Annotated in this window: 25 protein-coding genes; 13 read left to right on the plus strand and 12 right to left on the minus strand. The window is 71.1% G+C overall.

The window, feature by feature from the left end:
- The first annotated feature begins 25 nt into the window (after positions 1 to 25).
- Positions 26 to 886 (plus strand): alpha/beta fold hydrolase, encoded by an 861-nt coding sequence (locus tag G569_RS0126930; protein WP_037499446.1) that lies wholly within the window; start codon positions 26 to 28, stop codon positions 884 to 886.
- A 3-nt stretch (positions 887 to 889) separates the two neighbouring features.
- Here G569_RS0126930 and G569_RS0126935 read toward each other — a convergent pair whose 3' ends face one another.
- From G569_RS0126935 to G569_RS51865, 4 genes are read right to left on the minus strand one after another with little or no spacing between them, the layout of a single operon-like run.
- Positions 890 to 1,912, minus strand: a complete 1,023-nt coding sequence (locus G569_RS0126935) for a hypothetical protein (protein ID WP_028065737.1) — start codon at positions 1,910 to 1,912, stop codon at positions 890 to 892.
- A gap of 37 nt (positions 1,913 to 1,949) precedes the next feature.
- Positions 1,950 to 2,819 carry a DUF1963 domain-containing protein gene (locus tag G569_RS0126940; protein ID WP_028065738.1) on the minus strand — a complete coding sequence of 290 codons (870 nt, stop codon included), beginning with the start codon at positions 2,817 to 2,819 and terminating at the stop codon, positions 1,950 to 1,952.
- Between the two features lie 26 nt (positions 2,820 to 2,845).
- Positions 2,846 to 3,505: a response regulator gene (locus G569_RS0126945; protein ID WP_037499506.1), complete on the minus strand. Its 660-nt coding sequence runs from the start codon at positions 3,503 to 3,505 to the stop codon at positions 2,846 to 2,848.
- Positions 3,502 to 4,653: a sensor histidine kinase gene (locus tag G569_RS51865; RefSeq protein ID WP_053227034.1), complete on the minus strand. Its 1,152-nt coding sequence runs from the start codon at positions 4,651 to 4,653 to the stop codon at positions 3,502 to 3,504. The genes G569_RS0126945 and G569_RS51865 overlap by 4 nt, the downstream gene beginning before the upstream one ends.
- A gap of 100 nt (positions 4,654 to 4,753) precedes the next feature.
- Between G569_RS51865 and G569_RS0126955 the strand changes: the two genes are divergently transcribed.
- On the plus strand, positions 4,754 to 5,359 hold the full coding sequence (locus tag G569_RS0126955; protein WP_157592336.1) for a hypothetical protein: 606 nt from the start codon (positions 4,754 to 4,756) through the stop codon (positions 5,357 to 5,359).
- A 47-nt stretch (positions 5,360 to 5,406) separates the two neighbouring features.
- Positions 5,407 to 5,937: a cysteine hydrolase family protein gene (locus G569_RS0126960; protein ID WP_028065741.1), complete on the plus strand. Its 531-nt coding sequence runs from the start codon at positions 5,407 to 5,409 to the stop codon at positions 5,935 to 5,937.
- Positions 5,938 to 5,964: 27 nt separating this feature from the next.
- On the opposite strand, the gene G569_RS0126965 is transcribed toward G569_RS0126960, so the two are convergent.
- The 3 genes from G569_RS0126965 to G569_RS0126975 all read right to left on the minus strand — a co-directional run bounded on the left by G569_RS0126965 (position 5,965) and on the right by G569_RS0126975 (position 7,394).
- The gene (locus G569_RS0126965; RefSeq protein WP_037499450.1) at positions 5,965 to 6,519 is read right to left on the minus strand and encodes a P-loop nucleotide/nucleoside kinase family protein; all 555 of its coding nucleotides are present in this window, start codon (positions 6,517 to 6,519) and stop codon (positions 5,965 to 5,967) included.
- 87 nt (positions 6,520 to 6,606) lie between these two features.
- Positions 6,607 to 7,104 (minus strand): GNAT family N-acetyltransferase, encoded by a 498-nt coding sequence (locus tag G569_RS0126970; RefSeq protein WP_028065743.1) that lies wholly within the window; start codon positions 7,102 to 7,104, stop codon positions 6,607 to 6,609.
- An 8-nt stretch (positions 7,105 to 7,112) separates the two neighbouring features.
- The gene (locus tag G569_RS0126975) at positions 7,113 to 7,394 is read right to left on the minus strand and encodes a YciI family protein (RefSeq protein WP_028065744.1); all 282 of its coding nucleotides are present in this window, start codon (positions 7,392 to 7,394) and stop codon (positions 7,113 to 7,115) included.
- 56 nt (positions 7,395 to 7,450) lie between these two features.
- Here G569_RS0126975 and G569_RS0126980 point away from each other — a divergent pair, with 56 nt between their 5' ends.
- Positions 7,451 to 8,020 carry a hypothetical protein gene (locus tag G569_RS0126980; RefSeq protein ID WP_028065745.1) on the plus strand — a complete coding sequence of 190 codons (570 nt, stop codon included), beginning with the start codon at positions 7,451 to 7,453 and terminating at the stop codon, positions 8,018 to 8,020.
- A gap of 1 nt (position 8,021) precedes the next feature.
- On the opposite strand, the gene G569_RS0126985 is transcribed toward G569_RS0126980, so the two are convergent.
- Positions 8,022 to 8,462 carry a hypothetical protein gene (locus tag G569_RS0126985; protein ID WP_028065746.1) on the minus strand — a complete coding sequence of 147 codons (441 nt, stop codon included), beginning with the start codon at positions 8,460 to 8,462 and terminating at the stop codon, positions 8,022 to 8,024.
- Positions 8,463 to 8,579: 117 nt separating this feature from the next.
- On the opposite strand from G569_RS0126985, the gene G569_RS0126990 reads away from it, so the two are divergent.
- Positions 8,580 to 9,680, plus strand: coding sequence for a PKD domain-containing protein (locus G569_RS0126990; protein ID WP_084285620.1), 1,101 nt, complete (start codon positions 8,580 to 8,582; stop codon positions 9,678 to 9,680).
- Here the strand turns inward: G569_RS0126990 and G569_RS0126995 are convergent.
- Entirely contained in the window at positions 9,673 to 10,509 is an 837-nt protein-coding gene (locus tag G569_RS0126995) for a sugar phosphate isomerase/epimerase family protein (RefSeq protein WP_028065748.1), read from the minus strand. The two genes, G569_RS0126990 and G569_RS0126995, sit on opposite strands and share 8 nt — an antisense overlap.
- A gap of 33 nt (positions 10,510 to 10,542) precedes the next feature.
- On the opposite strand from G569_RS0126995, the gene G569_RS0127000 reads away from it, so the two are divergent.
- Together G569_RS0127000 and G569_RS0127005 are read left to right on the plus strand one after the other, a co-directional pair.
- Entirely contained in the window at positions 10,543 to 11,463 is a 921-nt protein-coding gene (locus G569_RS0127000) for an aldo/keto reductase (protein WP_028065749.1), read from the plus strand.
- Positions 11,460 to 12,779 carry a GH1 family beta-glucosidase gene (locus G569_RS0127005; RefSeq protein WP_037499454.1) on the plus strand — a complete coding sequence of 440 codons (1,320 nt, stop codon included), beginning with the start codon at positions 11,460 to 11,462 and terminating at the stop codon, positions 12,777 to 12,779. The genes G569_RS0127000 and G569_RS0127005 overlap by 4 nt, the downstream gene beginning before the upstream one ends.
- Here the strand turns inward: G569_RS0127005 and G569_RS51870 are convergent.
- On the minus strand, positions 12,751 to 15,033 hold the full coding sequence (locus G569_RS51870; RefSeq protein WP_037499457.1) for a glycoside hydrolase family 3 N-terminal domain-containing protein: 2,283 nt from the start codon (positions 15,031 to 15,033) through the stop codon (positions 12,751 to 12,753). The genes G569_RS0127005 and G569_RS51870 overlap by 29 nt on opposite strands.
- Between G569_RS51870 and G569_RS0127015 the strand changes: the two genes are divergently transcribed.
- Genes G569_RS0127015 through G569_RS0127040 form a run of 6 tightly spaced genes read left to right on the plus strand, consistent with a single transcriptional unit; the run spans position 15,032 to position 22,390 of the window.
- On the plus strand, positions 15,032 to 16,465 hold the full coding sequence (locus tag G569_RS0127015; protein ID WP_037499460.1) for an alpha-N-arabinofuranosidase: 1,434 nt from the start codon (positions 15,032 to 15,034) through the stop codon (positions 16,463 to 16,465). The genes G569_RS51870 and G569_RS0127015 overlap by 2 nt on opposite strands.
- Complete coding sequence (locus G569_RS0127020) at positions 16,441 to 17,409, plus strand: U32 family peptidase (protein ID WP_028065752.1); 969 nt, start codon at positions 16,441 to 16,443, stop codon at positions 17,407 to 17,409. Before G569_RS0127015 ends, G569_RS0127020 begins: the two co-directional genes overlap by 25 nt.
- Positions 17,406 to 18,554: a mandelate racemase/muconate lactonizing enzyme family protein gene (locus tag G569_RS0127025; protein WP_028065753.1), complete on the plus strand. Its 1,149-nt coding sequence runs from the start codon at positions 17,406 to 17,408 to the stop codon at positions 18,552 to 18,554. Before G569_RS0127020 ends, G569_RS0127025 begins: the two co-directional genes overlap by 4 nt.
- Positions 18,555 to 19,628: a zinc-dependent alcohol dehydrogenase gene (locus tag G569_RS0127030; RefSeq protein ID WP_028065754.1), complete on the plus strand. Its 1,074-nt coding sequence runs from the start codon at positions 18,555 to 18,557 to the stop codon at positions 19,626 to 19,628. It abuts the gene before it with no gap.
- Entirely contained in the window at positions 19,625 to 21,514 is a 1,890-nt protein-coding gene (locus G569_RS0127035) for a GMC oxidoreductase (RefSeq protein WP_028065755.1), read from the plus strand. The genes G569_RS0127030 and G569_RS0127035 overlap by 4 nt, the downstream gene beginning before the upstream one ends.
- Positions 21,515 to 21,574: 60 nt before the next feature.
- Complete coding sequence (locus tag G569_RS0127040) at positions 21,575 to 22,390, plus strand: hypothetical protein (protein ID WP_028065756.1); 816 nt, start codon at positions 21,575 to 21,577, stop codon at positions 22,388 to 22,390.
- A 9-nt stretch (positions 22,391 to 22,399) separates the two neighbouring features.
- Here the strand turns inward: G569_RS0127040 and G569_RS64760 are convergent, their stop codons facing one another.
- Together G569_RS64760 and G569_RS61525 are read right to left on the minus strand one after the other, a co-directional pair.
- Positions 22,400 to 22,684 (minus strand): MFS transporter, encoded by a 285-nt coding sequence (locus G569_RS64760; RefSeq protein WP_053227035.1) that lies wholly within the window; start codon positions 22,682 to 22,684, stop codon positions 22,400 to 22,402.
- A gap of 2 nt (positions 22,685 to 22,686) precedes the next feature.
- On the minus strand, positions 22,687 to 23,328 hold the full coding sequence (locus G569_RS61525; RefSeq protein WP_211233096.1) for an MFS transporter: 642 nt from the start codon (positions 23,326 to 23,328) through the stop codon (positions 22,687 to 22,689).
- Between the last annotated feature and the right edge of the window lie 103 nt (positions 23,329 to 23,431).

Below are 23,431 nucleotides of genomic sequence, written 5' to 3' on the forward strand. Positions count from 1 at the left end.
GCACCACACCAGCTCGGAGGACACCATGAGCACCACGCAGAGCACGCCGGCGTCGCAGGGTCAGCGCGTTCACGCCAACGGCATCGACATCCACTACCTCGACCAGGGTCGGGGTGAGCCACTCGTGTTGCTGCACGGCGGCGTCGTGTCGACCAACCCGATCTGGGCGGGCGTGCCGGTGGCGTACGCCGGCCACATGGACCGGCTCGCCGAGCACTTCCGGGTGATCGCGCCGGACACGCGCGGCTGCGGCAAGACCGCTCACACGGACGGGCCGATCAGCTTCGACCTGCTCGCCGACGACGTCGCGGCCCTGATCGACGCGCTCGACCTCGAGCGACCGTTGGTCGTCGGCTTCAGCGAGGGCGCGGTCACCGCGACCGTGCTCGGGATCCGGCACCCCGACGCCATCCGCGCGCTCGTCAACCACGCCGGCTTCGACGCGTTCGACCCGCAGGCACCGACGATCGCGATGATGCGCCAGATCCTCGGCGGCACCCCCGACGCGACCGCACCCGACCCGGACGCCGCGGCGCGCGGGTTCGAGGCCTCAGAGCAGATGCGGCCGATGCTCGAGCTGATGAAGCGCGACCAGGACAGCGGCCAAGGGCAGGGACACTGGCGCACGTACCTGCGCCTCTGCTGGGACCGCTGCACCCGGCCTCCCGGCTACACCCACGCCGATCTCGCGGAGATCACCGTTCCGACTCTGATCCTCGTCGGCGACCGCGACGACTTCTGCACCGTCGAGCAGGCCGTCACCGCCTACCGGGCGCTCTCGGACGGCGAGCTCGCGATCCTGCCCGGCCACGGCCACTACATCCCGCCGGCCGCGATCGACACGACCGTCGAGTTCCTCTCGCGCCGGCCCGCCGCCGGATCGTGACGGCTACTCGGGCTTGCCGTAACTGGCGAAGTAGGTCTTGTCGTCGCTGACGCAGTAGACCGTCGGGCTGTCCGTTCCGCTCGTGTCGAGGCGCTTGCATTCGTAGCCGGTGTCGAGCTCGGCCTCGCCGTCGATGGGAGCGTCCAGCAGTTCGTCGCCGTATTTCTCGAGCTCGTCCTCGACCTCGTCGCAGCCGACGCCCTTCGCCGTGATCGCGTCCCAGTCATCGGTGTTGGCGCACGGTTCGACCGTGTCGTCCTCGGCCGCGTCGCCGGGCTCTCCGACGTAGGTGGCGTGGAAGTTCGCATCGCCGCTCACGCACCGCACCGTCGGGTCCGTGGCCTCGCTCGTGTCCACGCGCGTGCACCTGAAGTTGCTGCTGAGCCTGACGGTCGCGCCGCTTCTGGCTCTCGTGAGCCGGTCCGTGTAGGTCTTGAGGTCGCCCTTGACTTCGGGGCAGTCGACATTCGTCACCGTGATCGCGTCCCAGCCGGCCGTCTTCGTGCACACACCGACGACCTTCACCGGGTCTCGGTCCCGGTCTCGGCCCTGTGACCCGGGTGGTGCCGGAGCCGGACGCGTGTCGAGGCTGAAGCGGACCGTCGCATCGCCCTTGGTGCAGCGGATCGTCACGTCCCGGGAGGTCCTGTCGACCCGCGCGCAGGAGTAGCGGTCGACGTCGGACTCGCTCGAACCCAGGCGCTCCCAGCGAGAGGCGCCGCTCGTGAGCAGCTCGTTCGCCTCGGCGCAGGTCGCGATTCGCGCGGTGATGTCGAAGAACTTCTCCACGGGGGCGCAATACCGGACCGCCCGCGACACTCTCGGGGTGGGCGTCTCCGTCGCGGTCTCGGTCGCTGTCGCCGTCCCGGTCGGCACCGCAGGGCCCTTGACCGGCCCTGGCGTCCGCGTCGGGACCGCGGGCCCCTTGACGGGGCCGCCGCCGGCGACATCGTCACTGCCGTTGCGGCAACCGCCAAGCGCGAACGTCAAGACGACCAACAGCACGGATGCGCGCGTCGCGAACATCCGCGCACCCTGTCAGACGACGCCGCAGAGCGTCGGATCACGTGGTGTTGAACAGGCTGCAGACGCGGTCGAAGCGGCCCGCCCTGAGATCGGCCGGTGAAATGGCGATCTGCAGCCAGCCGCCGTCGGGTATGTCGAAGCCGAGCTCTTGGTCGTAGTCGATGGTGAACAGGTGCCGCCATGGCGAGCGCATTCGATCGGTTCGGCTCGCGCATGGGTCCGGGTTCAGCGGCGTGCCCAGATATCCGAGCAGGTAGTGGTCGCGCTCATCGCGTCCGCCTCGAAGCGCGTCATGAAACTCGAACCAACGCTCGTAGTCGGTGACCTTGACGCGGCGCAGCGGGGCCATCAGCCGATCAGCGTCGACGGCCAGGCCGGGCACGTCGGGGTGCACTTCGAACCGGAGCCGCGCGGGCTTGAGTTCGATGATGTCCTGCGCCGGCGAGATGCGTTCGAGCGGCGCGCCTGCTTTTGCGTGCACGACCGCTGAGCACAGACCAGGCCAGACGTCGTAACGGTCCTCGTCATCGGCTGACCCGTTGACGGTGAAGAAGAGCAGCGAGCCGCCGAGGCGTCGCAGCTCTTTCGCCTCCTTGGGAAGGTCGCGCACCCGGATCTGGCCCAGGAACGACTGTTGCAGGCCGCGACAGCGCGGCCACGCCGTTCCGACCGGTAGGTCGGGGCGCCCACCGAGTCGCGTCGTGCCTCTTTCGCGCGGCTCACGCCTGAGCACCTGACGGTCGATCATCACCGCCGGACGCGAGGCTGCAGACACCTGGTCGGCGATCGTCTCGAAACCCGCGGCGTCCAGCGCTCTGCGTACCTCCGCCGCCCGGAATCCACCGGCTTGCGCGGACGGCGCGGCGACCAGGAGCGCCAACAGGAGCGAGGCGAAAGCGCGCATCATCGGCGTGGCATCGTACTGGCGCGTTCTCAGGAACTGCCGCGCTGCGCGTCCTGGACGAGGAGGGCGATCTGCACGCGGTTGTCGAGCGAGAGCTTCGTCAGCAGGGCGGACACGTGACCCTTCACCGTCGCCAGGCTGAGGTGGAGTTGGGCGGCGATCACGGCGTTGGAGCTCCCCTGCGCGACGGCGAATGCGATCTCTCGCTCTCGCGGTGAGAGCGCGTCCAGTCGGGCGGCGGCCTCCACATTCCGGCGCTCGGCCTCGCGGTCGCCAGAGAGGCGATCGATCAGCCGGCGCGTGACCGTCGGCGACAGCATGCTCTCCCCGGCCGCGACGAGCTCGATCGCGCGGATGATCTCGGTCGGCGGCGTGTCCTTGACGAGGAATCCGGCCGCGCCACGGCGTAGCGCGCGCAGCACGGCCTCGTCGGTGTCGAAGGTCGTCAACACGACGACCGCCGGCGGGTTGGGCTGCGTGCGCAGCAGGTCGAGCACCGCGAGGCCGTCGAGCCGTGGCATTCGCAGGTCGAGCAGGATCACATCCGGGTGATGGCGATCGAGCGCGCCCAGCACCTCGGTGCCGTCGGCGGCCTCGCCGACCACCTCGATGCCACTCGCGCTGAAGAGCATCAGCCGGATTCCGGCGCGGACCAGCGCATCGTCGTCGACGAGCAGCACGCGGATCACGGCGGCCACGGAATCGTCGCGGTCAATCGGAAGCCGCCACCGGCCGGCGCTTCGTGCTCGAGCGCGCCCCCGGTGAGCAACAAGCGCTCCGCGAGCCCGATCAGGCCCGTCCCCGCGCCCACGTGCTCACCGGAACGGCCGCCGCCGCCATTGACGACCTCGACCCGGATCTGCTCCCCGGGCGCGCCGGCGAGCGAGATCGAGACCGGCTGCCCGGCCGCGTGCTTGCGCGCGTTGGTCAGCGCCTCTTGCAGGACCCGGTAGACGGTCCGGCCGGCCAGCGTGGGCACGGGCCGGTCTCCAAGCTCGTCGAGCAGGGTCACGTCCATCCCGGCCTCCCGGTTCTGCGCGACGAGGTCGCCGACGTCGGCGATCGTGGGCTGCGGCGGCTGCGCCGCGCGGCCGCCCGGGTCGGCGCGCAGTATGCCGAGCACCTCGCGCAGCTCCTCCTGCGCGGCTCGCGCGCTGGTCCGGATCACGCTCGCCGCCCGGACGATCTCCTCGCGCGGCGCGTCGGGGCTGACCTCGAGCGCGCCCGCGTGGACGCTGAGCAACGAGATCCGGTGGGCGAGCACGTCGTGCATCTCGCGCGCGATCCGCGCCCGCTCGGTCAGTCGCGCGTCACGCACCCGCAACTGCTGCTCGGCGTGCAGGCGATCGACGAGCTCGCGCCGCGCGCGAACGAACGAGCCGAGCGCCAGCGCCACGATCGCGTACGTGGACCACACGGCGAAGAAGCCCGCGTCGAGGTAGATCGCCGACGCAACGGCCGTGGCGGCGATCGCGCCTACCGTCGCCTCCAGCGCGCGGCGCGGCCGTGCGTGGATCGCCGCCGAGAAGATCGCCACGTGGGCCGCGTGCACCGACGCGCTGCTGGCCGCCGACAACGCCACCGTCAACCACGCCACGGCGACCGGATGTCGCCTGCGAGCCCACAACGACAGGCACGCGGGGACCGACAGCGCAACGTTGAGCGCGACGAGCTCGTCGGGGTGGGTGATCGCCGTGCTCGCGGCGGCGAACACCGCGAACGCGAACATCAGCGAGTCCACCAGCCGGTCCCGTGCCGGACCACCGGATCCCAGCTCCAGCCCCAACAGCAGCCGTTCCCAGCGCGGGAGCGAGCCGTCAAGTTCCGCGGTGTCCATTGCCGTTCAACGTAGGGCATCCAGCCCCGACTTAAGTCGGGATCGGCGCGGTCCCATCAGCCGTGGTGGGCGCTACCGCATGGCACCGATCATGCGGCCCGTGACCGCTACCGAACTTCCCACGACGCTCCAGCACCTGTTGCAGGCGAACGCCGACTCCAACCCGGCGTTCGACGCGCTCCTCCACGACTACGCCAAGTACCACGCGGTGCTGGCGGTGCTCGGCGGGCTCGTGACGAGCGGCCTCGTGCTGCTGACCGTCCGGGCATGGAGACGATCGCGCGCGCTCGCCGTGGCGAGCGCCGCGCTGGGCCTGCTGACGGCGTTGATCGTGTTCGCGAACGCCGGCAACGCCCTCAACCCCCGGCACGGCCTCGAAGGCACCATCCCGATGCTGCGCGCGACGCAGCCCGGGACGGAGCCGGCGCGGGTGCAACAGGCCACGAACGCGTGGCTGCGCTCCGGCAGCGCCGACGAGCCGCGGTTGCTTCAGGACAAGATCGACGCCCGCCTGTCATGGCAGCGTCCCAAGGCGATCATCACCAGCGTCCTGTTCGCCGCCTTCGTCGGTCTCTGCATCCGGGTCCGGCGCCGGCGGATCGTGACCGCGGTCGCGCTGCTCTGCACCCTCGCGCTGCTGGTGATGGCCGTGGCGAACACGCAGGCGTCATTCGCGCCCATGTTCCTGACGGTGCTCTACGGCTAGTGCCCTGACCGCTGGCGGGTTCACGCGGCGACGAGTACGGTCGGTGGATGACCCGAGCCCTCGTCATCGTCGACATCCAGCGCGACTACTTCCCCGGCGGCAAGATGCCGCTGCACGAGCCGGAAGCCGCGTCGGAGAAGGCCGCGCAGGTTCTCGAGGCGTTTCGCGCCGCCGGCGACCCCGTGATCCACGTGCAGCACCTCAGCCCCGTCGGTGACGGGTTCCTGGAAGAAGGGACCGAAGGCGCCGAGATCGTGCTCTCGCCTCGGGAGGGCGAGAGGCTGATCACCAAGCGAACGCCGAATTCGTTTCTCGGCACCGACCTCGAACAGACGCTGCGCGGCCTCGACGTCGAGGAGGTCGTGGTGACCGGGATGATGACCAGCATGTGCGTCGACGCGACCACACGCGCCGGCGCGGACCTCGGGTTCAAGATGACGCTCGTTCCGGACGCCTGCGCCGCTCCCGACCTCGAGTTCGGCGGGCGCAAGGTGGACGCGCGGGACGTGCACGCGTCGTTCGTCGCCGCTCTCGGCCAGTTCTACGCCACCGTGACGCCCGCGGACGAGATCTGCTGAACACTCGCGACGCGACACCGAAGTGCGTCAAGAGATCGACGGCGGCCAGCGATGTCCGCGCCACTCGTCCCATGTCGCGAATCCAGCGGGCGGGTCATCGATGGGCTCAGTGCCGTGGAGTTCGCCTGGCGTCGGGATGTCGAATCCGGCGGCCCACTCGGCAAGTTCCTCGTCGGACATGGGCCACGTCGTGTGTGGCGCCACGGCTTGGCGTTGGTCGACTCGTCTCCGCTGCTCCGCCGGTGCGAGTTCGAGGTAGCGCATCTCGACCGTCGCTCCGCGGTCTGCTGCTGCCTGCCGCAGAGCCGAGCGCTCGTCCCGGCTCCAGAGGCCGTAGTCGATCACCACGTTGATGCCGAGCTCAAGTGCGCGCAGCCCGATCTGAATGAGCCGTCCTTCGATCACTTCCTGAGCCGACGGCGGGTTCTCATGCCCGTACAGCGCCTTCACCCACTCGTCCTTGGTGAGACGGAGGGCCTTGTGCTCGACCTCGATACGCCGCGCGGCAGTCGTCTTCCCGGTGCTTGGAAGTCCCACCATGAGAAACAGGGTTGTCGTCAACAGACGGTCCTTCGCTTGCATGGGGGTGGGCAGGAAAACCTTCCTATGAGTCAAGTTTCCCTTGCCACCCCCGGGGCGCGGCGGTACCGCCGCGGTCCAGATGCCTGCTCAGGCGAGCCGGCGGTGCATGACGTGGAGCCCCACGAGCCCGTGTTCCGGGTGGTCGAACGCCTCCGGCACCGTGCCCACGATCGTGAACCCGAGCGACTCGTACAACGCGACCGCGCCGGTGTTCGTGGCCGCGACCGCGTTGAACTGCATCGCCTGGAACCCTGCCGCACCCGCCCATGCGAGCGCGTCCGAGACCAGTGCCCGGCCGAACCCGCGACCACGAGCCGACGCGGCCACCATGAAGCTCGCGCTCGCGACGTGCGCGCCCGGGCCCGCGCGGTTGGCGTACATGTTCGCTGTCCCGACGATCGTGTCGCTCGCGTCGATCGCCACCGTCGTGCGACCCGGCGGGCCGACCATCCACATCGCTCGCGCCACGTCCTCGGTCATCGCCGGGTCGTAGGTGAACGTGTCAGCGGCGACGACGACCTCGCGGACGATCCGCCAGATCGCCGGCCAGTCACCCGCCGTCGCATCGCGAATTCCCGACGTCATGCCACCCCTCAGGTCAGGTCGAGCCCCGGAGCGGTCTGGGAGGCGCGGAACTGGATGACCTCGACGGTCGCGACGCCGCCGCGCACGAACGGGTCCTGCGCCGCCAAGGCCTCGATCTCGACACGGTCATCGCCGCGGGCGAGGATGACGCCGCCCGTGCGCGGGATCTGGCGGCCCGAGACGACGAAACGCCCCGCGGCGTACTGCTCGTTGAGCCACTTCATGTGCGGGCGCATCAGCGCGTCGACCTCGTCGAGCGGCTTCGTGTAGGTGAGCAGCAGCACGAACATGCCCACGCAAGCTAGCTGCTGGACCTCGCGCGGGGGCGTGCTCGTATCTCTCAGCGATGCGGATCTGGATCACGCTCGCCCTGCTGTTGTCGATGGCGTCGTGCGGTGCCGACGAGGTCGAGCAGAGACGCCCGGCGGCGGTCGCGGAAGGCGCGCGCGGCGTCAGCGTCGAGCTGGCCGCCGGCTGGCAGGCCGCGCCCGCCAGCCTCACGCCCAACCTGACCGATCCCCGCGAGGTCCTCGCGGTCGGCACGTACCCGCTGCGGTTCCGCGAGACCGCGTGCGCCCACATGCCCGGCAGCGCACTCGAGGACCTCGGACCGACCGACGCCCTCGTCACGGTGCAGGAGCGAGGCGTGGACCCCGGCTCCTCGTGGTCGGACTTCCCGGCGCGGCCCGCCCACTTCGGCCCGGAGCTCGGCGCCGCCTCCGAGGCCTCGGCCTGCGCGCCCGGAACCCGCTTCACCGACCACTGGTTCCGCTTCAGTCAAGGCGACCGCCACTTCCACGTGCTGGTCGCGTTCGGCCCGCAAGCATCTCCCGCCGTGCAGGCCCAGGCGTGGGCGACCCTCGATCGCCTCAGGATCGACCCGGCCATGACCCCCGACTGGCGGTCGAGCGGGTGAGCTAACAGATCGCGGCCACGTCGAAGGACACGTTGGTCAGGAAGGGCGTGATCTTGTTGTCGCCGAACGGGAGCAGGCGGGTGGACTCGACGAAGATGCGGGCGCCGCCGAGGCGTTGGACGTCGACGTCGGCGGCGACCTCCTCGGGCTTGGAGGCGGTCTCCACGCGCGGGGTGGCGACGATCGCGCAGCGCTCGAGGTCCAAGGGCAGCTTGCCGCCCGCCGGACCCGCGTCGAACGTGATGTCGTAGATGCCGACGCCGGCCTTCTTGACCGTGCCGTCGTTGTCGGTGCCGATCAGCTTGCCGTCCTTGGTGACGCGCAGCTTCAACACGGTCTCGGGGGTATCGGAGGACGTGGCGACCTGGGCGATGGCGCTGCCGCCCAAGGCGACGACGAGGGCGGTGACGGCGACCGCGAACGAGGGGGTGAGGAGCTTCATGCCCACAAGGACGCCTCGACGCGACGGCGCCAACGGGGGTTCCCCCCGCCGATCCCCTGGGTGAAATCGACACCTGGGTGATGCGCGCTCACCCACCCTGCCGAGAAGGTCGCCCGCATGTTGCGTCATCTACTTGCGGCCGGAGTGGCCGCGCTGATCCTTCCGACGGCGACGGCCTCGGCCCAGAGCTTCGACATCCACGCGAGCTCGCAGTGGATGAAGCTCGGCGGCTACACCGTCTCCGGCGGCGACGACCAGAACCTCGCCAAGCTCAACGTCACCGTCACCGCCGAAGCGCAGTGGACGGCCGACCTCAAGACGATGGTCGGCTGGAACTCCGACCAGGTGCGCCAAGGCGGCGAGCTCTACATCACCCGCTCCGTTCCGCTGCCCAGCGGCCAGCTGCAGGTCGTGTGGACGATCAAGGGCAGCACCACGCCGGGCGGGACCTTCTCGACCAAGACCGTCAAGACCACCGCGACCTGCATCCCGAAGCTCCTGGACGGCGCCGCCCCGTACAGGTGCACCGTGACCGCACCCAACGTCACCCTCGCCCAGACGGTCGGCCTCCCGGGCAGCACGTACATCAACTTCCAGCCGCGGGCGCGCTTCACGATCCAGCCCCGCAGCGCCGACATCACGCGCGAGCTGACCCTCGACGGCGGCACGGGCACCAAGAACCTGTCGCTCTCGCAGCTCCCGCAGAGCGACTACGACTACCTGTCGTGCTCGGGGTCGCCCGCGCAGATGGTCACGTATGAGCTGGGCCACTTCCAGTACTACCCCGACGTGAAGGTGGAGCAGCAGCCGCTCGTCCAGGTCGGGAAGATGGACCCGGTCATGGGCCTGGTCGAGACCGACGCGCTGATCAACGGCGTGTTCGGGCCCAAGTACGTCTCCGACCCGTTCTTCGTCCTGCTGGGCGGCGGGAAGACGATGAACCTCGGGCTGCTCAAGCCCAACCTGACCCCGCCGGACATCCACCCGCTCCCCGTCTTCACCGGCGACGCGGGCTCCACCATCTACTTCGAGGGCTACGCCTCGAGCCCGTGCGCCCTCGACCTGACCTATCGCTGGGACTTCGGCGACGGCGAGACCTCGTCCACGCAGTTCCCGCACCACGTGTACGCCACTCCGGGCATCCACGGCGGCACGCTGACCGTCAAGGACCCGAGCGGGCTCAAGAGCACGCGCTCGTTCAGCGTCTTCGTCAAGTAGCGACGCCGAGCTCGTCCGCCACGGCGCGGACGTGCGCGACCGCCAGGACGTACTCCTCGTCGCTCGGCAGGTGCTCGACCAGGAACGGCGTGTCCGGGTCGAGCCCCTGCATCAGCTCGAGGAAGACGCGGTAGTCGACGATGCCGGTCCCCGGGCGGCGCTCGGGCATGTCCAGCGTCAGCGACGAGGTGATGTCCATGTCCTTCGCGTGCACCGCGCGCACGTGCGGGCCGAGCTTCTCGAAGCACTCGCGCAAGAAGCCCGCGTTGTCGTAGAGCTTGGCCGGCGTGTTGATCATGTTCACCGGGTCCAGGTGGACGGCGAAGCGATCCCGGTCCACGGCCTCCAACAACGCCAGGTAGGAGTCCGGGGAGTCCGGCAGCAGGTACGGCATCGGCTCGAGCGTGTAGTAGGTGCGCTCGGGCGCGACCGCATCGATGATCTCGCGCACGCTGTCGACGATCAGCGCGAACGTGTCCGCGCTGAGCGCCTCGACGTGCGGCCCGTCCCAGGTCTCCGAGAACGAGCCGGCGATGTTGACGCAGCAACGCGCGTTGACGCGGTCGGCGAGCGCGAGCCGCTCCTGGCAGCGCGCCACGCCCGCGGCCCGCACAGCGTCGTCGCGGCTCAATGGGTTCGCCAGCCACGCGCCGATCTCGGCGATCGAGATCCCCGCGGCCTCGGCGGCGGCCGCGTACGCGTCGGCCTCGTCCAACCCAGCGTCATCGGGCAGCGGCCAGTACGCGGTGCGGAACCCGCGCGAGCGCAGCAGCTCGATCCAGCCCTCAGGCGAGTCGAAGGAGCTCGGAAGTGGCGCACCTAGACGCATGATCCGGACGCATCGTCCCATATGCTGCGGCGCATGGTCCGATATGGAGGAGAGGGCCTTGCGTTCCGCACGCTTGGCCGGACCGGGTTGGAGGTCACACCGCTGTGCGTCGGCAGCGCGCCACTCGGCAACACGCCCCTGCCCTACAAGCAGGAGGTCCCGCTCGAGGACGCCCTGGCCACGGTGCGACGGGTCTTCGAGGGCCCGATCAACTTCCTCGACACGTCGAACAACTACGGCGACGCGGAGCGCCGGATCGGGCTCGTCATCCGCGAGCGCGGCGGCCTCCCCGACGGCTTCGTGCTCGAGACCAAGGTCGACCGCGACATGGACACGGGCGACTTCTCAGGCGATCGCGTGAAGCTGTCGGTCGAGGAGTCGCTCGAGCGGCTGGGCCTCGACCGCCTCGGGCTCGTGCACTTCCACGACCCCGAGAACATCACGTTCGAGGAGGGCGTCGCCAAGGGCGGTCCGCTGGAGGCGCTGCAAAAGCTCAAGGAGGAGGGCGTGATCGCCCACCTCGGCGTCGCGGGCGGCCCGATCGACCTGATGCAGCGATACATCCGCACCGGCGCGTTCGACGTCGTCCTCACCCACAACCGCTTCAACCTCGTCGACCGCTCCGCCGAGCCGCTGCTCGACGAGGCGAAGGAGCTCGGTGTGGCGGTGCTCAATGCGGCGCCGTTCGGCGGCGGCATCCTGACGGGCGCCAAGCCGGCGCAGGGCTACTTCGCCTACCACGAGGTGGGCGAGGAGATCCTCAAGCGGATCGAGGACCTGCACGCGCTCGCCGCGAAGTACGACGTCCCGCTCGCCGCGGTCGCCATCCAGTTCCCGATGCGCGAGCCGCGCATCACCGCCACGCTCGCCGGGTGCGTCCTCCCCTCCGAGGTCGACCGCCTGCTCGAGAACGCGCGCCACGAGATCCCCGACGCACTGTGGGAGGAACTATGAGCTTTCCGGACGGATTCGCCTGGGGTACGGCGACCGCCAGCTACCAGATCGAGGGTGCCGTCGCCGAAGGCGGCCGGTCGAAATCGATTTGGGACACCTTCTCGCACACGCCGGGCAAGGTGGACAACGGCGACACGGGCGATGTCGCCGACGACCACTACCACCGCTACGCCGAGGACATCGGGCACATGGTCGACATGGGCATCGGCTGGTACCGCTTCTCGCTCGCCTGGCCGCGCATCCAGCCCGCCGGCCGCGGCGCGCTCAACCAGCAAGGCCTGGACTTCTACGCCCGCCTGATCGAGGCCCTGCTCGAGAAGGACATCCGCCCGTGGGTGACGCTCTATCACTGGGACCTCCCCCAGGTGCTCGAGGACGCGGGCGGCTGGCCCAACCGCGATACCGCGGAGCGCTTCGCCGAGTACGCCGCGGCCACGCATGAAGCGCTGGGCGACCGCGTCCAGCACTGGACGACGCTGAACGAGCCGTGGTGCTCGTCGATCCTCGGCTACGGCGCCGGCGCCCACGCGCCCGGCCGGACGAACGACGACGACGCGATCAAGGCCTCGCACCACCTCCTGCTCGGCCACGGCCTGGCGGTGGCCGCGATGCGCGCCCAGGAGCCGTCCCACGCCTACGGCATAACCCTCAACCTGAGCCCTACGGATCCGGCCTCGGACGACCCGAAGGACGTCGACGCGGCCCGGCGGGCGGACGGGATCGCGAACCGGCACTTCCTCGACCCGCTGTTCAAGGGCAGCTACCCGGACGACCTCGGGTTCCCCACCGGTCACGTCCTGGAAGGCGATCTCGACACGATCAGCGCCGACCTCGACTTCTTCGGCGTCAACTACTACTTCCGGACCGTCGTGACCAGCGGCGAGGCGAAGCCGCACTCGATCTGGCCGTTCAACCACGACATCGAGCCGGTCGAGCGCGGCCTCCCCACGACCGACATGGGGTGGGAGATCGACGCCCCCGGGCTGTACGACCTGCTCACGCGGGTCGCACGTGACTACCCGGGCGTCCCGCTGTACGTGACCGAGAACGGCGCGGCGTTCGACACCGGCGTCCACGACACCGACCGGGTCGAGTACCTGCGCGACCACTTCGCCGCCGCCGAGCGGGCGATCGCCGACGGCGTCGACCTCCGCGGCTATTTCGTCTGGTCGCTGCTGGACAACTTCGAGTGGGCGTACGGCTACAGCAAGCGCTTCGGCCTCATCCACGTCGACTACGAGACGCTGGAGCGCACGCCGAAGGACAGCGCGGTGTTCTACGCGGCGGTCACGCGGGCGAACGGACTGCCGGCGTAGTCAGCACGCGATTGTGGCCGACCTCGCGTTCCTCGCCGACGAGCTGGAGCGTGAGGCGGCCGCGGATGTCCGCGGCCGAGGCGCCGATCGCCACCCCGATCTCCCCCGCCTGCACGATCCGCCGCAGGTCCACACCGGTGAACGCCGTGCGGTCGGCGTGCAGGGTGAACGTCACCCGCGCGGCCTCGCCGGGCTCCAGGTCGACGCGCAGGAACCCCGCGAGCCACGTCACGGGTCGCGTGACCGGCGCGACCGGATCGCTGAGGTAGAGCTGCACGACCTCCGCGCCCGCCCGCTCGCCGCTGTTGCGCACGACGCAAGAGATGTCGACCGAGCCGTCGGTCCCGATCTCGGTCGAGGACAGCCCGAACGCGCCGTACTCGAACGTCGTGTAGGAAAGCCCGTGGCCGAACGCGAACGCCGGATCGGTGTCGATGTTGCTGACGCCGCCGCTGGTGCCGCCGAGCGGTGGGTGCAGGTAGGTGCTCGGCTGCGCGCCGGGGTGAGCGGGCACCTGCACCGGCAGCCGCCCGGTCGGCATCACGTCGCCCGTCAGCACGCCCGCGATCGCCGCCGCGCCCTCCTCCCCCGGCAGGAACGCCTGGACGATCGCGGCGACCCGGTCCACGTAGCGCCCGAGCGCGTACGGCCGGCCCGACACCACCACGAGCACGACCGGCGTCCCCGTCTCGAGCACCGCCTCGACCAGCTCGTCCTGGATGCCCGGCAGCGCGACGTCCTCGGCGTCGCACCCCTCGCCCGAGGTCCCGCGGCCGAACAGGCCGGGGTGATCGCCGACCGCGACGACGCACAACTCGGCGGCCCCGGCGGCCTCGACCGCGGCCGGCAGGCGCGTCGGGTCGTCGTCCTGGACGTCGCAGCCCTGCGCGTAGATCGCGTGCGGGAGCGCGTCCAGCAACGTCGGCACCTCGATCCCGATCGGCATGTCCGGGTGATGGGCCATCACGCCGTGGTTCGGGTACGAGTAGCAACCGAGGAACGGCAGCGGGTCCGCCGCGCACGGTCCGACGAGCGCGAGCTGCCCCGAGCGCAGCGGCAGCGTGCCGTCGTTGGCCAGCAGCACGATGGAGCGGTCGGCGAGCTCACGCGCGATCGCTCGATGCTCCGGCGGGTCGATGTCGAGCGAGCCCTCCGGCACGGTCGACGTCCAGCCCGGGTCGAGCAGGCCGAGCTCGCCCTTCTGGACCAGCACCCGTCGCGCGGCGCGGTCGACCAGCGCCTCCGGCACGACCCCGGAGCGCACCGCGGCCGCGAGCGGCTCGCCGTAGCAGCGCACGTGGGGCAGCTCGACGTCGATCCCCGCCGCTAGCGACAGCGCACCCGCCTCGGCCGGGGTCGACGCGACCCGGTGCATGTTGAGCAGGAAGACGACCGACCAGTAGTCGCTGACGACGGTCCCCTCGAAGCCCCACTCGTCGCGCAGGATGCCGGTCAGCAGGCCGGCGTCGGCGGCGACCGGCAGCCCGTCGATCTCCGTGTAGGAGTTCATGACCGAGCGCGCGCCACCCTCGCGGATCGCCATCTCGAACGGCACCAGCATCACGTCGCGCAGCACCCGCGGCCCCATCATCACCGGCGCGTGGTTGCGCGCCGCGACCGACGCGCTGTAGCCGGCGAAGTGCTTCAAAGTCGCGACCAGGCCGGTCGACTCGAGCCCGCGCACGTAGGCCGCGCCCATCATCCCGACCAGGTACGGGTCCTCGCCGAAGGTCTCCTCGACGCGGCCCCAGCGGTAGTCGCGGACGACGTCCATCACCGGCGAGAGCCCCTGGTGGGCGCCGGTGGCGCGCATCGACTCGCCGATCGCGACGGTCATCCGCTCCACGAGCGCCGGGTCGAAGGTCGCGGCGAGTCCGAGCGGCGTCGGGAACACGGTCGCGCCGTAGGTGGTGAAGCCGGTCAGGCACTCCTCGTGGGCGATCGCCGGGATCTTCAGCCGCGTGCGCGCGACGAGATCCGCCTGCAGCTCGGCGAGCTTGCGGGCGCCCTCGGCGGGATCGACCGGGCTGGTGCCGAGTGGACGGGTGATGTGGCCCATGCCGTGCGCGCTGGCCCGCGGCCACGGCGCCGGGTCCTCGAACGCCTCCGCCAGCGGCGCGACGTCGCCCGAGCTGAGCTCCGCCCCGACCCACACACTGGCGAGCTGCGCGAGCTTCTCGTCGAGTGTCATCTCGGCCAGGAGCGTCTCGACGCGCTCGGCCAGCGGGCGTTCGGTGTCCGTCCACGGCATCATGGCGGGGAAGCTACTCCGGAGGAGACGAGTGCGGATCGTGATCGACCCGGCCTTCGCGGTCGGCGAGGTGGATGAGCGGCTGTTCGGCTCGTTCGTCGAGCACATGGGACGGGCGGTCTACGGCGGGATCTACGAGCCGGGCCACCCCACCGCGGACGCCGACGGGTTCCGCGGCGACGTGCTGGACCTCGTGCGCGAGCTGGGCGTCTCGCTCGTGCGCTACCCAGGTGGGAACTTCGTGAGCGGCTACGACTGGGAGGACGGCGTCGGGCCCGAGCGGCCGAGACGGCTGGACCTCGCGTGGCACTCGATCGAGCCGAACACGTTCGGCACCGACGAGTTCATGCGCTGGGCGGCGGCGGCCGGCGTCGAGCCGCTGCTGGCGGTCAACCTCGGCACCCGCGGGATCGATGCCGCCCGGGCGCTGCTCGAGTACGTCAACCTGCCGCGCGGCACGAAGTGGGCGGACATGCGCCCGCGCGACGAGCCGTATGGCGTCAAGCTCTGGTGCCTGGGCAACGAGATGGACGGGCCGTGGCAGATCGGCCAGAAGACCGCGGTCGAGTACGGCCGTCTCGCCGCCGAGACGGGCAAGGTCATGAAATGGGTCGACCCCACGATCGAGCTGTGCGTCGCGGGCTCCTCCAACTCCTCGATGCCGACGTTCGGGCACTGGGAGGACACGGTGCTCGACCTCGCGTGGGACGTCGCCGACTACGTCTCGCTGCACACCTACTACGACCCGCTGAAGTTCGAGACCGTCGACGACTACCTGCGCTGCTCGCAGGACCTCGACGGCATGATCGACACGATCGTCGCGACCGCCGACGCGGTGGCGGGCCGAAAACGCTCACGCAAGCGGCTGAAGATCAGCGTGGATGAGTGGAACGTGTGGCATCAGACGGCCAATCCGCACCACGTCGGCCACGACGGCCCGTTCAAGCACGCGCCGGCGCTGGCCGAGGACGAGCACACGATCGCCGACGCACTGGTCGTCGGCTGCTTGGCGATCACGCTGCTGCGCCACGCCGACCGGGTGAAGATCGGCTGCCTGGCGCAGCTGGTCAACGTGATCCCGCCGATCCGGACGCTCGACGGCGGGCCTGCCTGGCGTCAGACGACCTTCCACCCGTTCGCCCACGCCGCGCGGTTCGGGCGCGGGACCGTGCTGCGCGTGGAGCCGGACGACGACGTGCTCGAGGCGACCGCGGTGCTCGGCGACGGACTGACGGTCTTCGCGGTCAACCGCGGCGAGACCGAGCTGGCACTCGACCTCGTGGTGCGCGACCTGGACGTCACATTGAGCGAGCACCTGGTGCTCGACGGCGACCTCGCGCTCTCGAACACGGCGACGCAGGAGCGGGTGCGGCCGAGGCGTGTCGCCGGCGAGGCGCTGCCCGCGCGATCATGGAACGTGCTGCGGTTCACATGAAGGAGGAAACCGTGCAACCACTGCCAGGAGAGGCGGCGCTGGCCCGGCTCGGACTGGACGTCACGCAACCGCGCCCGGTGACGTCGGAGAAGCGCTTCCCCGACGGCGGGGCCTGGCGGGTCGAGATCCCGTCGGTCGAGGGGCCGCACGCGCTCGAGGCGGTGCTGGAGGAGGCGCAGGACCTCGGCGTCACGATGCACCGGGTCAGCCAGGGCAGCGGCGTGATGATGCTCACCGACGCCGAGATCAAGGCGATGCTCGACCTAGCGGGCCACATCGAGCTCTCGCTGTTCCTCGGACCGCGCGGGACGTGGGACATCGGTGCGGCGACGCGCTCGCTGAGCGGAGGCTCCGGCCCGCGGGCGCGCGGCCGTGACCAGCTCGGGCAATGCCTCGTGGATTGCGCGCGGGCCGCGGAGCTGGGCGTGCGCAACGTGCTCGTCGCCGACGAGGGCGTGCTGTGGGCGGCGCATCAGCTGCGCGAGGCGGGTGAGCTGCCGGCGGACATGCGCTTCAAGGTGAGCGTGCTCACCGGGCCGACGAACCCCGCCGCGTTCCGGGTCTGGGCGGGTCTGGGCGCCGACTCGATCAACGTGCCGTCGGACCTGACCGTCTCCCAGATCGCGGAGCTGCGTGCGGCGAGCGACGCCACGCTGGACCTGTACGTCGAGGCGCCGGACGACGTCGGCGGGTTCGTGCGTCTCTACGACACGACCGAGCTGATCCGCGTCGCCGCGCCGGTCTACATCAAGTTCGGGCTGCGGCTGGCGCCGGGGATCTATCCCGTCGGGCGGCATCTGCGGGCGGTCGCGGCCGACACGGGGCGCGAACGCGTGCGGCGGGCGCGGCTGGCGTTGGACATCGTCGAGCGCGGGGGCGGCGCGCCGCTGCCGATGTCACCGATCGGGGAGCCCGCGCTGCCGGTCCCGGAGCGGTTCTCGTGAAGATCACGTCGATCACGACGCACGTGTTGGGGACGCCGTGGCGCGACCTCACGTTCGTCCAGGTCCACACCGACGAGGGACTGACCGGCGTCGGCGAGACCCGCATGCTCGGCCACACGCAGGCGCTGCTCGGCTACCTCGCCGAGGCCGAGCGCAACCACATCGTGGGCAGCGACCCGTTCGCGATCGAGTCGCTCGTCCAGCGGATGAAGTACGGCGACTACGGCCGCGCGGGCGAGATCGTGATGTCCGGCATCGGGTGCGTCGAGGTCGCGTGCTGGGACATCATGGGCCAGGCGCTCGGGGTCCCCGTCTACAAGCTGCTCGGCGGGGCGGTGAACGACCGGGTGAAGGCGTACGCGAACGGCTGGTACACGGTCGAGCGCACGCCGGAGGAGTTCCACACGGCGGCGCGGCGGGTGGTCGAGCTCGGCTACCGGGCGCTGAAGTTCGACCCGTTCGGCGAGGGGCGCTTCGAGCTGACCTACGAGGAGCGGGTGCGCTCCGTGGGTCTCGTCGAGGCGGTGCGCGACGCCGTCGGCCCCGAGGTCGAGATCCTGGTCGAGATGCACGGGCGCTTCGCCGCGCATGAGGCGATCCGGGTGGCGGGGATGATCGAGCGCTTCGAGCCCTCGTGGATCGAGGAGCCCGTGCCGCCGGAGAACCTCGCTGCGCTGCGGTCGGTCGCCGAGCACACGCCGCTGCCGATCGCGACCGGCGAGCGCATCCACGACCGGATCGAGTTCCGCGAGCTCTTCGAGCACCGCTCGGTGAACATCATCCAGCCGGACATCGGCCACATCGGCGGCCTGTTGGAGACCCGCAAGCTGGCGGCGACGGCCGAGACCCACTACGTGCTGATCGCGCCGCACAACGTGGGCGGGCCGGTTCTGACGGCGGCCAACCTGCACCTCGCGGCGTGCACGCCGAACTTCAAGATCCAGGAGCACTTCAACGACTTCGCCGACCACGAGGTCCTCCAGGCCGCGCCCGGCCTGCCGCCGGTGGTCGACGGCTACTTCGCGCTCCCGGACGCGCCCGGCCTGGGCGTGACGCTCGACGTGGACTTCGTCGCCGAGCGCCCGTCGACCGGCGCCCACTTCGACCTCTTCCAGCACGACTGGCACTTCCGGGGGACGAAGTAGATGGCGGTGCAGATCTCCGCGCCGGGCGTGATCGAGCAGGTCGACGTCGACGTGGGCCCGCCCGGCCCGGGCGACGCGGTCGTGCGGATCGCGTACGCGGGGATCTGCGGCTCGGACCGGGAGATCCTGGAAGGTGGGCGGCCGGCCGAGTTCGTCCGCTATCCGGTCGTGCCGGGCCACGAGTGGTCCGGCGTCGTCGAGGCCGTCGGCGCGGGCGCGGACCCGCGGCTGATCGGCCGCAAGGTCGTCGGCGAGGGCTTTCGCAACTGCCAGGCGTGCGATGCCTGCCGCACCGGGCAGACGACCCTCTGCGAGGCCCCCTACGAGGAGACCGGCTTCACCCAGCCAGGCGCGTGGAACGAGCGGTTGAAGCTGCCGGCGCGCCTGCTGCACGTGCTGCCCGAGGACGCCGACCTGCGCGTGGCTGCGCTGCTGGAGCCCGCCGCGTGCGTCGCGGAGGCGTGCCTGCTGGCCGCGCCGGTGCCGGGCGAACGAGTCGCGGTCGTGGGCGGCGGGACCCTGGGCCTGCTGAGCGCACAGCTGCTGCGGGCGTCGTCGCCGCGCGAGCTCGTCGTGGTGGCACGCCGAACGGAGCGGGCGCCACTGGCGCAGCGGATGGGTGCCGACGCGCTGGTCGCGCCGGACGAGCTGGTGCCGCGAGGCGACGCGGCGGCGGGCGGCGACGCGGGCGCCGGCGGCGCCGGCTCGCAGGGCGCCTCCACGCCGCGACGCGCGGCCGGCTTCGACGTCGTCGTCGAGGCCGCGGGGACGCCCGGGTCCGCCCAGCTCGCGGTCGACATCGCGCGGCGCGGCGGGCGGGTCGTCCTCACGGGCATCCCGACCGACCGCGCGGACGGCGTCTCCGCGCAAGGCCTCGTCACGCAGGCCGTGACGGTCTTCAACGTGTTCGGCGCGCCGTCGCGGGCGTGGGTGCACACGGTGCGCGCGTTCGCCGCCGGGCTGCTGGACCCCACGCCGCTGATCACCCATGAGTTGCCGCTCACCGAGATCGAGGAGGCGTTCCGCGTGATGACCTCCGATCCGAAGGTCGGCAAGATCCTGTTGCGGCCATGAAAGACCTCGTCGATCAGGTCATCCCTCCTGACGCGTGGCCGGGCGGGTGGGACGGGGGCGTCGCCGACCTGCTCGAACGCGAGCCGCTGCGCTGGGCGCGGCCGCTGCTCGCCCGCGCCGCGGCGTTCGCCGACGTCGCGAGCCTCCGACGCCACGACCCCGAGGCCTTCGCCGCGCTCCTGCGCGTCTGCTTCGAAGGCTTCTACGCCGCGCGCGCCGGCTTCACCCCGCCGGCCTGGGACATGCTCGGCTTCCCGGTCACGCCGACGGTCGAACCGGAGCCGGTCCCGGTGATCGCACAGCCGCGCGACGCGTACGACGTCATCGTGATCGGCGCCGGCGCGGGCGGCGGCGTCACCGCGCACGTGCTCGCCCAGGCGGGCGCGCGGGTCCTGCTGGTCGAACGCGCTCGCCGCCACACGCAGGCCGAGCTCACGAGCGATCACCTGCACGGCAAGCGCGCACAGCTCTATGACCCGGTCGCCGGGCCGGGACGGGGCCACCCGCGCGTGCTCGACGGCCGAGGCGTGATCGACGTGCTCGACGACCCGCCCGCCTGGGGGCTGAACGCGATGGCCGTCGGCGGCGGCACCCGCGTCTGGCAGGGGATGGCGTGGCGCTTCCTGCCCGAGGACTTCGAGATGGCGACCCGCTACGGCGTGCCCGCCGACAGCACGCTGTCCGACTGGCCGATCACCTATGACGAGCTCGCGCCGTACTACGACCGCGTCGAGTGGGAGATCGGCGTGTCCGGAGCGTCGGACGGGCCGCTCGCCGACCGCTTCGTGCGCGAGCGCGGGTACCCGATGCCACCGCTGCGCGACGACGCGATCCGGCTCGCGTTCGCCGCGGCCGCGGACCGCCTCGGCTGGGGCTCGGGCCCGGTCCCGTTCGCGATCAACAGCATCCCGCGCGACGGCCGCGCGGCGTGCGTGCACTGCTCGCAGTGCCTCGGCCACGCCTCCCCCGTCAACGCCAAGAACGGCACGCACAACACGGTCATCCCGCGGGCCGTCGCCTCCGGGAACTGCGACCTGCTCGTGCGCGCGCAGGTCGTCGCGATCGAGCCCGGCGGCGTCCGCCTCGTCCTCGACGCCGAAGAGCGGACCGTGCGCTGCGACCGCGTCGTCGTCTGCGCGGGCGCGGTCGAGACCCCGCGGCTCCTGCTCGCCTCCGGCCTCGGCAACGCCGTCGTCGGCACCAACCTGCACAACCACTCGTTCGTGATGCTCTACGGCCATGCCGACGAGCCGCTCGAGCGCTTCGAAGGCCCGGGCCACTCGGTCGCGACGCTCGACTTCGTCCACCGCGATGGCGAGGCGTGGGGCGGCGGCGTGCTCTTCGACGCGCCGTCCCTGCTGCCGGTCGTCGCCGCGGGCATCGCGCCCCAGCTCGGCCACGCCGCGTACGGCGCGGGCCACAAGGCGTGGATGCGCGACGGCCTGCGGCACGTGATCGGCGGCATGGGCATCGGCCAGGAGATCCCCTCCGCACACGCCCGCGTCACGCTCGACCCGGCCGTCCGCGACGTCCACGGCATGCCCGTCGCCCGCCTGCACGGCGCCATCCATCCCGCCACGCTCGAGGTCCGCGACTACATGGAGCGCCACCTCAACACCTGGCTCGACGAGGTCGGCATCGCGGACCGGTTCGTCTACGGCTCCGGTCGCACACCCGCCGCCGCCGGCGAGCACTCCGCCGGCACCTGCCGGATGGGCGACGACCCTGCCACTTCGGCCTGCGACCGTTTCGGCCGCGTGCACGGCACCGAGCGCGTCTACGTCGCCGACGCCTCGCTGCTGAACACCAACGGCGGCGTCAACCCGTGCGAGACGACGATGGCCAACGCCTGGCGCGTCGCCGACGCCCTCGTGACCAAACCCTAGGGTCCTCGTCTCGGGGTCACCCCATTTCGCCGTCCGGCCGATGGCGGGAGGGTCGTGACCATGAGAACACGATCCACACGCTCGGGGCTCGAGGAGCGCCGGCGCGACGAGGGCGACGCGGCGCGCCGGAGGCCCGAGGCCGCGATCCTCGCTCTGCAGCGCAGCGCCGGCAACCAGGCGGTGGCCCGCGTCCTGCAACGGCGGTCGCTTCAGCGCTTGCAGGAGATGGACGTTCCGCGGGAAGAGAAGAAGGAATACGAACGCGTCAAGAAGCTCTACGCGGACAGCTTCAATGACGGCAAGCCCTTCGCGGCCTATGAGACGAAGGGAACGTGGGTTGCACTCCGCAACGCGGCGCAGAACGTTGCGGAGCTCGTCCAGACGATCGACACGCTCGTCGCGCAGGCGAAGGCCGCGATGCCGCAGGCCGCGAAGACGGCCGCGCCGGAGCCGAAGGCGCCACAGAAGCGCTCGGGCCGGGGCACCAAGACGATCCAGGTCGGCACGCTCGACGAGTACGTCCTCAATGAGGGCAAAGACCCGGCCGACGTCGCGAAACCCGTCGACAGCCTCCCTCCCCACCTCGCGAACGTCCAGCGAGCGCTCGACAACTGGGGCGTGGACGGCCATGCCGGAATGGGCCAGGAGACCGTGCGCCTGGACCGCGACGACGTGATCCTGGTCTACCGGTACATCACCGCCAAGTGGGCGGCGACGCCGTTCAAGGGCCTTGGCTCGGGCCGACACGCGGGCGTGTACCAACTCAAGGTGAGCGACACGCGCAAGCACCCGGTGTCGCAGAAGCAGCTCACGTGGCACATGGACCTGTCGCAGGACACCTACGCGAACCTTCCGCCGTACATCAGAGAGCGGTAGTGCGAATGGTCAGAACGGGCTCGGCAGCGCGACCCGCGTCCGCACGGAGCGCCGGCGTCCGTCGAAGAGATGCAGCACGAACAGGCAGGCCAGCGCGACCACCGCGAGCAGGCAGAAGCCGAGCGCGTAGCCACCGGTCGCGGACTTCACGATGCCCATGACCAACGGCGGGAAGAAGCCGCCGAGCCCGCCCGCGGCGCCGACGACGCCGGTGACCGCGCCGACACGCTCCGGGAACCACTGCGGGACGAGCTTGAACACGGCGCCCGTGCCGAGGCCGAGGAAGACGCCCATGGTCAGACCCCGGTCAGCAGCTTCGGGAGGTACAGGAACATCGCGACGAACCCGCCGAAGGCGAGGAAGTAGAACAGCGTCAGCGCCCACGCACGCCCGCTCTCGCGGAACACCCGCAGCGAGGCGAGCATCGAGGCGCGCGGCGCGTTCGGGTCGGGAGCGGTCGCGTCTCGCGCGAGCACGGCGAAGAGCACCGCGGTCACGACGATCACGGCGGCGGCGATCCAGAACGGCGCGGCAAGGCCCCACGCCTTGGCGATCTTGGGGGCGGTGAACCCGGCGAGCACCGAGCCGATCATCCCCATCCCGTACACGCCCAGCGCCATGCCTTGGCGCTCCGGGCTGTACCAGCGGTTGACGAACGGCACGCCGACGGCGAACGACGCGCCCGCGAACCCGAGCAGGAGGCCGAACACCAGCATTCCGGCGTAGGAGTCATGCCACAGCGCCAGCGCCACCAGCGGCAACGGGGTGAACGCCAGCAGCGCGATGAAGACCCGGCGTCCACCGTGGCGCTCGGCGAGGATGCCGAGCGGGATCCGCATCACCGAGCCGAGCAGCACCGGCACGGCGACCATGACCGCCAGCTGGAACTCGGTGAGGCCGAGGTGGTCCTGGAGGTCGGGTCCGAGTGGACCGAGCAGGCTCCAGGCGAAGAAGCAGGCGGCGAACGCGAGCGTGGCGAGGGTGAGTGCCGGTGTGGGTGACCGGCGGGAGGGGGCGAACTACGGAGGCCATCGGCTCGCG

The organism is Solirubrobacter soli DSM 22325 (assembly GCF_000423665.1).
Taxonomy (GTDB): domain Bacteria; phylum Actinomycetota; class Thermoleophilia; order Solirubrobacterales; family Solirubrobacteraceae; genus Solirubrobacter; species Solirubrobacter soli.